The organism is Bacillus sp. SKDU12 (assembly GCF_010093085.1).
Lineage (GTDB): Bacteria > Bacillota > Bacilli > Bacillales > Bacillaceae > Bacillus > Bacillus mexicanus.
Genome location: NZ_MSRC01000005.1, coordinates 1 through 9,200, shown reverse-complemented (window position 1 = coordinate 9,200; position 9,200 = coordinate 1). Strand labels below are relative to the sequence as shown.

The 9,200-nt window shown below is 48.7% G+C and carries 2 protein-coding genes; both read right to left on the bottom strand.

The genetic code is table 11. The annotated features are described in order from the left end of the window. On the bottom strand, positions 1 to 7,661 hold a 7,661-nt coding region (gene srfAB / locus BTW01_RS18670; RefSeq protein ID WP_162101900.1), incomplete at its 3' end, for a surfactin non-ribosomal peptide synthetase SrfAB. A gap of 12 nt (positions 7,662 to 7,673) precedes the next feature. Next, positions 7,674 to 9,200, bottom strand: a 1,527-nt coding sequence (locus BTW01_RS04795) for a condensation domain-containing protein (protein WP_238391396.1), incomplete at its 5' end; no start/stop codon positions are given.

Sequence of the window (9,200 nt, the reverse complement as noted above, 5' to 3'; positions counted from 1 at the left end):
TGGCGCTGAGCCGTTTCTTCGAATAGCTGATGAACCGTTTTGTCTGTCGGCACAGGCAGTGTTTTTCCTTTCCATGCCTCAAGAAGCGTTTGTTTTTCTGTTTCAGTAACGAGTGACAGGCTCGAAAGCGGCTGATTCGGGTTTTTCGCAACAGCCGTTAGTAAACGGAGAACGTATTCGCTCCATTTTTCAGCCGTTTCTTTTGAGAACAGATCAGTCGCATATTCGAGATGCAGGCCGATGCCGTTTTCATCAGTAAATCCGCCTAATGTCAGGTCAAATTTGGACGTTCCCTGATGAGATTCGTAAGGTGAAATGCTTAAATTTTGTAATGCAAGCTGCTCTTTATCAGGGTTTTCTGTCGTCACCATCACGTTAAACAATGGATTCCGGCTCATATCCCGAGGAAGATCAAGCTGGTTAACCAAGTCCTCAAATGGATATTCCTGATGCTCCAGCGCTGACAAATTCGTCTGCTTCGCTTGCTCCAGAAACTCCGTAAATGTTTGCTGCTCTTCCGCATCCATTCGTAAGGCAAGCGTATTGACGAACATTCCCGGCATATTTTGGACGTCTGCATTCGTCCGCCCGGCAGTAACGGAGCCGATAACGATATCCCGCTGGCCGGAAATTTTGCTTAAAAAGACGTGGAATACAGCGTGAAGCACCATGTGCAAGGTCGTTCCGGTTTCTGCGAGCAGGTTTTCTACCGCCTTTGCCGTCTCGCTTCCCGTACGGAAACGGACCGTATCCCCTTTAAAGCTTTGCACAGGCGGACGAGTGTAATCGAGCGGGAGATCAAGCTCTGGCAGCTCCCCTGAAAGAACCGACAGCCAATACGCCTCATGCTTCTTCATCCGCTCCTTTTGCTCTGCTTCATGTTGCCAAACGGCGAAATCTTTATAATGAAGCGCCGGCTCCTGCAGCTGTTCTCCTTTGTAAAGCATGGCTAATTCTTTTACAAAAATGCCTCTTGATACGCCATCTGCGATAATGTGATGCATATCTAAAAGCAGCAAATGTTTTTTCGCTCCTAATCGAAGCAATACAGCACGAATGAGCGGTGCATCGGTTAAGTCGAACGGCCGGATAAATTCCTTGATTTTTAAGTCCGCTTCGTTTTCTTCCGCTTCAAACATGTGAAGATCAATGGCCGCTTCCTCCATAATGCGCTGAACAGGCTCCCCGTCGGCTTCCGTAAAGGATGTTCGCAATGACTCGTGGCGATTCACAAGCTGATTTAGTGCGTCGCGCAAACGCGAAACATCAAGCTCACCTTCCATCAGAAGAACAGACGGCATGTTGTAGCTGATCGTCTGCCGGTCAAGCTGATTCAATACATACATCCGTTTCTGCGCGGATGACAATGGATACGTATCCTGTTTGTCAGCAGGTTTGAGCACATGATAGCCGCCTGAAACTGCCGATGCCTCCATATAAGCCGCCAGCTGGCGAACAGTCGGCTGTTCGAACAGCGCTTTCAGCGGTACATTTTTCTCCAATTCAGCCTGAATGCTGGCAATGAGCATCATTCCTTTTAATGAATGGCCGCCTAGATCGAAGAAATTGTCATCAATGCCGACCCCATCTATGCCAAGCGTTTTCTGCCAAATGCGGCATAGGCTCTTTTCAAGCGCTGTTTCTGGTGCGGCTGAGGCCGTGCGTCCGGATTGTGCCGCATTCGGCTTCGGCAATGCGTTTCTGTCGGTTTTCCCGTTTGCCGTCAGCGGAATCGCGTCTACTTGCACAAAGAAGGCTGGAATCATATGAGCCGGCAGTGTTTGCGAAAGCTGGCTGCGGAGCTCTGCTTTTTCAATCGCTTGATCCGCCGTGTAATATGCGCAGAGCTCTTGAAGCCCGCCCTCGGAAACCGTAAGCACAACTGCTTCATGAATCCCGTTTAGGCTGAGCATGACCGTTTCAATTTCTTTCGGCTCAATGCGGTAGCCGCGGATTTTCACCTGATCATCAGCCCTGCCGATAAACTCAAGCGTACCGTCAGAAAGTCTCCGCACAACATCCCCGGTTTTATACATAAGGCTGCCCGGTGAATATGGATTTTCAACAAAGCGCTCGGCTGTCAGCTGAGGTCTGTTGAGATATCCTCTTGCAAGTCCCTGTCCTGTGACATAAAGCTGGCCGTTCGCTCCTTGAGGCACAAGCTTTAACGACTCATTTAAAACAAGCGCGCCGGCATTTGCAATCGGCCGTCCGATTATCGGGCGTTTCGCGAATGCGTCCGGGTCTGACAAATCAACCCGTCCGGCGATGGCGCCAATGGTTGCTTCAGTCGGACCGTAATGATTGATAAAGCCGGTATGCCCATACACGTTGCGGAAGGCGAGAACATCAGCCGGGATGATTTTTTCTCCTCCCAAAACAATCAAGCGCAGGGATTCAAAGTGCGGCTCTTTTGTAAAGCTGGCCGTGTTCACGATCGTATGGAACAGAGACGGCGTCAGTTTGATATAGGTGATCCCGTGTTCCTTGATATAGCGCCCCATTTCATCCGGCGCCGTATAGGTTTCTTTCGGCACAATGTGGAGCTCGCCTCCTGCCAGAAGAACAGGGAACATGCTCGTATAGCCCAGGTCGAATGCGTAAGACGAAAGCAGTACAGACTTATCACTATCAGTCAGGCCTGCCTCCTCATGAAACCAAGAGACATAGTTTGTCAGATTGCGATGCTCGATCTGCACGCCCTTCGGCTTCCCGGTCGTACCAGACGTATAAATGACGTAAGCCAGATTGCGAGATTCGGAAATCGGTGATGGGCGTTCCTTGCTTTCATTTCTCCATTTACCGTCAGCAAGGTTAACGACTGTCCCTTCATATTGCCCAATCGCCGTCATGTTTCTTTCATTTACGACCGCAATTCCCGCTCCGCTGTCCTCTAATGAATAGCGGATGCGTTCTTCAGGCGAATCAGGATCAATCGGAAGGAACGCCGCCCCTGCTTTCATGACACCAAGAATTGATACCATAACCTCAGCTGACCGATCCATAACAATGGCGGCGATGTCTTCTCGTCCTGCCCCTTGTGCACGAAGATAGCGCGCCAGCTGGTTCGCCTGTTCATCCAACTCGCGATAGGTCAGCAGATTTCCGCCATACCTCACCGCAGGAGAATCAGGTGTTTGCTGCGCCTGTTTTTCGAAAAGAGTCGCAAAGGTTGCTTCAGTAATTTGTGTCATATGTCTTTCGTCAAGCAAAGCAGCTGTTTCTGCTGGTGAAAGCAAGTTTACATCAGACAAGCGAACGTTCGGATTGGCTGCGGCTGCTTTTATGATATTGACAAAATGGCTGCTCCAGCGGCGGATCGTCTCGTCCTTAAACAGGGCAGTCGCATAGTCAAAGCTCAGACCGATATCTTCTTCTCGTTCGACCGCTTCCAAAGAAAGATCAAATTTCGCCACATGATGAAGCATGGAATAGGAGGAAATCTGCAAATCTCCTAATCTCAATGAAGGAATCTCCATATTCTGCATATTGAACATCACGCTGAACAGCGGACTTCTGCTTGTATCTCTTGTCAGCGGAAGTTTTTCAATCAGCTCCTCAAGCGGATAGCTCTGATGATCGAAGGCTTGAAGGCTTGCTGTTTTGACTTCTTCAAGGTATTGCGCAAAGGTTTTATCCTCGGCAGGCGCTGTTCTGAGTGCGACCGTGTTGACAAACATCCCCGGTACACTTTGCAGATCAGGATGTGTTCTTCCCGCAGTCGGCGAGCCGACAATGATATCGTCCTGTGACGCGTACTTAGAAAGAAGCACATTAAATGCCGCCAATAAAAACATGTACATGGTCGTATCCGTTTCTGCCAAGAGTGACTTGACTTGAGCCGTCATCTGTTTATCAAGCCCGAACATCACACGCTCTCCCGCAAAGCTCCGTTCAGCAGGACGTTCAAAATCCGCCGGAAGATCAAGAATCGGCAGCTCGCCTTTAAAGGTATCGAGCCAGTATGCTTCATCCTTTTGATGATCAGCATGTTCTTTGTGCCAAACAGCGTAATCTTTATAATGAATCTGCGGAAGTCCTGGATCATCACCCTGATACAATTTGGCAAGATCGCCGATCAATATGCCTGTTGAACTGCCGTCAGTAATGATATGGTGCATATCAATGAGCAGCAGGTGGCGTTTTTCGTCAAGCTGGACAAGCTTCGAACGGACGAGCGGTGCGCGGTTTAATTCAAACGGCTGAATGAACGATTTGATCATTTCCTCCGCGTCTTCTTCCCGTCCCTTGGCAGCCTCCAGCTGGAATGATATGTTTTTATGAACAATCTGCACAACTTCTCCGTTGATCATGTTAAACGATGTACGGAGGATCTCGTGCCGGTTGATTAACTGCTGAATCGCGTTTTCAAGCTGGTCTTTATCTACTGCTCCCTCCAGCAAAAGTACAGCGGGGACGTTGTAGCTTGTATTCGTTTGTCCAAGCTGATTGAGAATATACATTCTCCGCTGGGCAGGGGATACAGGATAATGCTGCTGATAAGGTGCTTGCCTGATCGGTTCAAACGACTGCCCCTCCTTGCTTTCATTCTCATCCAAATACAGAGCCAGCTCTTGAATGGTCGGCTTTTCAAAAAGCACTTTAATCGGTACTTCTTTATGAAAATGCTCTTGAATTTTCGCCGTCATCATCATCGCTTTCAAAGAATGACCGCCGATCATAAAGAAGTTATCAGTAACGCCTGCTTTGACGCCAAGTATTCCTTCCCAAATCTCCGCTAATTTCTTTTCACTCTCTGTCTCTGGTGCTACATACTCTGATTGCACGGCTTCTGATTCAGGCGCAGGCAGTTCTTTTTTGTTAATTTTGCCGTTCGGCGTAAGCGGCAGGCTGTCCATTTGAATCAAATGGGCAGGAACCATATAGTCAGGCAAAGATTGGGACAGTGTTTTTCTCAGCTCGCTCACAAATACTTCACAATCCGCCGTAAAGTACGCGCAAATTTCATTTTCATCTGCTTTGTTTTTGCGGATGATCACAGCAGCCTCTGTCACATGCTCTGCCATATTCAGTTTTGTTTCAATTTCGCCAAGCTCAATACGGAAACCGCGCACCTTCACTTGATTGTCAATTCTGCCTAAAAATTCGATATTGCCGTCCGGCAGCCATCTTGCCAAGTCACCAGTGCGATAAATCCTTTCACCCGGTCTGTACGGGTCTTCAAGAAATTGCTTCTCCGTCAGCTCAGGAAGATTCACATATCCTCTCGCTACCCCGATTCCGCCAACACACAGCTCTCCGGGTGCGCCAATTGGCTGGAGACGCTGCTGGTCATCCATGATGTAGGCAGTCGAGTTTCCGATAGGTTTTCCGATCGGAATCGTGCCGCTGTACTCACGGTCAATGAGAAAACTTGTTGAGAATGTCGTGTTTTCTGTCGGGCCGTATCCGTTCCACAAGGAAAGCGATGATGATGCCTGTTTTACTTTGTTGACAATATGCGGTACAAGCGCATCTCCGCCGATGATTAAATGGCGCAACGTGCCAAACATGCCGGCATCCTTCGTGGCAAGCTGGTTGAATAATGGTGACGTCAGCCACAGTGTCGTGATTCTCTGCTCGCGCAGGAATGCCGCAAATTGTTTCGCATCAAGCAGTGTCTCTTTTTTGACCGGATAAAGCGCTGCGCCATTCAGCAGCGCGCCGAACACCTCAAAAGTGCCCGCATCAAAGCTGACAGCTCCCGTTTGTGCCATGCGATCTTCTTCAGTAACAGAAACGTAGCCCGCATTTTTGACGAGGCGCAAGATGCTTTTATGTTCGATCATGACGCCTTTCGGTTTGCCCGTCGAACCTGATGTGTACATGATGTATGCCAAATCAGACGGGGAGGATGGCAGATTGAGATTGTCAGCTGCTTCGCTCTCTTCAATACCGCTGTCCAGTGCAAGAACTGGCACTTGCAGCTGTTGTGCCTGTTCTGTATATGTCTTTCCGGACAATGCAATCCGAACGGAGCTGTCTTCCGCCATGAAACGAAGACGATCCTCAGGAAGCGCCGGATCAAGCGGCACATAGGCGGCTCCTGCTTTTAATACAGCCAGCATGCCGACAACGGTTTCTATCGAGCGGTCGTTCATAATCGCTGCCGTTTCCCCTTTTTGAAGCCCTTCTTCGATGAGCTTTCTCGCCAGACGGTTAGCCGCTGTATTCAGTTCGCGGTATGTGAGTTCGGCTCCTTCATATACGAGGGCAGTGCTTGCCGGCGTGCGTTTCGCTTGCTCTTCAAATACTTGATGAACAGCCATTCCTTCAGGGAGTTCAGCTTTCGTGCTGTTAAACATCTCGACAATTTGCCGCTGCTCTTCACCTGCCACAAGCCCATACTCACGGACAAAAGCGGCCGGCTGATCGACAGCTGCTTCCATCATGCGGGTAAGGTGCTCCGCTGCACGTTCAATAAAAGCGGCATCAAAAGCGGCTCCGTTATATTTCATTTTGACAGTCCACGTTTTCCCCGGATACACAATCAGGTTGAAATCGAAGCTCGTTTGCTCGAATGCGCTTTCTACCTTGATGGAAAATCCGAGCCGGTCTTCCATGCTGCCGTTTTCAAGCTCTTGATCAAGCGGATAATTTTCAAACGCAACCAGATGGTTTAAAAGATTGCCATCAAGATCTGAGCGTTTTTGAATCTCATAGAGCGGCACGTAATCATAGCGCTCCGCCTCTACTGCATGCTGCTGAACCGCTGAGAAAACATCAGCAAAAGCAGCCTCTCGTTCAACCTTTACCCGCACTGGAATCGTATTGATGAACAGTCCTGCCATCGTTTCAATTCCGTTGATTTCAGACGGCCGGCCTGATACGACCGTGCCGAAAACGACATCATTCGTAAAATTGTATTTGCTGAGAACGATGCCCCAAACGGCCTGAAACAGGTTAGGCCCTGTCACTTGGAAGCGGTTAGCCGTTTGCTGGATGCGGGAAACCAACGTCTCATCCCACGTAAATGAATATTCTTTGTTAACGTATTCGCCTTTTTTTTCAGGCAAGCGGCCCGGGAGCACGCTCGGCTGTTCAAAACCAGCCAAGCGTTCGCTCCAGTAGCTCTCTGCTTCTTCATTGTCCTGTTTTCCAAGCCACTTGATGTAGTCGGAATAAGGCTTGCCCTGTCCATTTGCAGGTGTCTGTCCTGCTCTGAGTGCTTCGTAGTTTTGGAACAGGCTTTTCATGAGAACTCCCATACTCCAGCCGTCCATCATAATATGGTGATTGCTCCAGACCAGATACAGCTCATCTGTGCCAAGACGGAAAACTGCCACTTTGAACAATATGTCTTTTGCCAGGTTAAAGCCTTGACGCTGCACATCTTGTTTATAACGTTCAATGTACTCTTTCTGGCGGTTTGCATCCGTATGACTGATATCCTCATAGTGCACCTTTGTTTTGCGTTCCGCTAACACGACTTGTCGCGGTTTTTGCAACTGCTGGTGCACAAATACCGTACGGAGAATATCGTATGACCGGATCAATTCATTGACGCTTTTCTCAAAGATTTCAAGATCAAAAGCACCGTGAATCCCAAGTTCTAATTGTGTGAAGTATGAGGAAGAATGCGGATCAAGCATTGCATGATACAGCATTCCCTCCTGCATCGGTGTCAGCGCGTACACCTTTTGAATCGATTTTTTGTTCATATGCCACCTCTATTAAAAAATTTCCATTAATTTATCCAGTTCATCCAGCGTCAAATCGTCGTCACCAAGGTCACTCGGCGTCAGCTCTGTGCCATCTTGAGATAGGCAATGTTCAATGATTCTGAGAAGATGGGCTTTAAAGCTGTCGCTGAATGCCTTTATCGTTTTGTCATGAAATTCAAGAGAATGATAGGACAGTGACATTGTCAATTGTCCGTTTTCGATATATCCGACAACATCCAGCGCGTTCGGCTTTTCTGTTTCCGGGCTTAACGACTGTCCTGACGGCAGCTCTGATCTCGTGAACAAACCTGCATCCGACATGGCATCAAACTGACCTAAATAGTTAAAGCTGACATTCGGCTGAATTGAGAACGCCACACCTTCTTGATGTTCAGGCGCCGTCAGATAGCGCAGAATGCCATATCCGACTCCCTTATTCGGCACATGTCTAATGTCTTCTTTCATTTTCTTAAGCTGGTAGCCCAGATCATCCACATGCTTCATATCGAGCACCATCGGATACATGCTCGTAAACCAGCCGACTGTGCGGGAAATGGTCAGGTCTTCTATGATTTCTTCACGTCCATGCCCCTCTAAATGAACACTTACTTGCTCCTGACCTGTCCATTCCTTCATCGCCAAACCGAATGCCGTCAGCAAAATATCATTCATTTCTGTGTGATATGCCTCATGCACCTTTGTGGTGAGCTGTTCTGTCTCTTCAGCAGTCAGTGAGAATTCGAGTGCTATTGTATGTTTCATGCGCTGATCACTAGATTCACGATCTTTCGGCAGCTTTGTCGCGACAACTTGTTCTTCAAGCTGTCTCCAATACTCTTTTTCTTTCAAAAAGGCTTTGGAGTTCGCGAAGTCTTGCAATCTTGCTGCATACTCTGCAAATGAGTGTGTTTTCTGCGGGAGAACCGGGTCATTGCCTTGCTCAAGCTGTGTATATACCGCGGCGAAATCCTCCAGTAAAATCCGCCATGACACGCCGTCAACCACTAAATGGTGAATGGCAAGAAGCAAGTGGTCTCCGTCTTCCGCTCGGAACAAACCAGCTTTTAATAAGCCGCCCTGCTGCAAGTCGATGCTGCTTTGCAAACGCTCCGCTTCTCTCTCTATGCGCTCGCTATGATCTTTCGCTTCGCCTTCAATCCGGATGATTTCCAATTGAGCTGAAGCGGCTTCAAGTCCTCTGTTGTATTGAATGATATCTTCCTGCTCCTCACGATATACCATGCGAAGTGCGTCATGATGTTCGATCAGCACCTGTAATGTTTTTTCCACTCGTTCAGGGTCAAAGCCCTTCGCGGCGTGAAGCATCACTGATTGGTTCCAGTGGTGTTTGTTTGTGAAGTTCTTTTCAAAGAACCAACGCTGGATCGGCGTCAGGGTGACTTCGCCTTCCACAGGGCCTTGGTCTGCCTGTTTGCCTTCGGCACGCTCCACATATTGGGTCAGCTCCTCGATCGTCGGGTGCTGGAAGAGATCTTTCATTTCCAGCTTCCAGCCTTGCTGGTTCAAGCGGCTCGC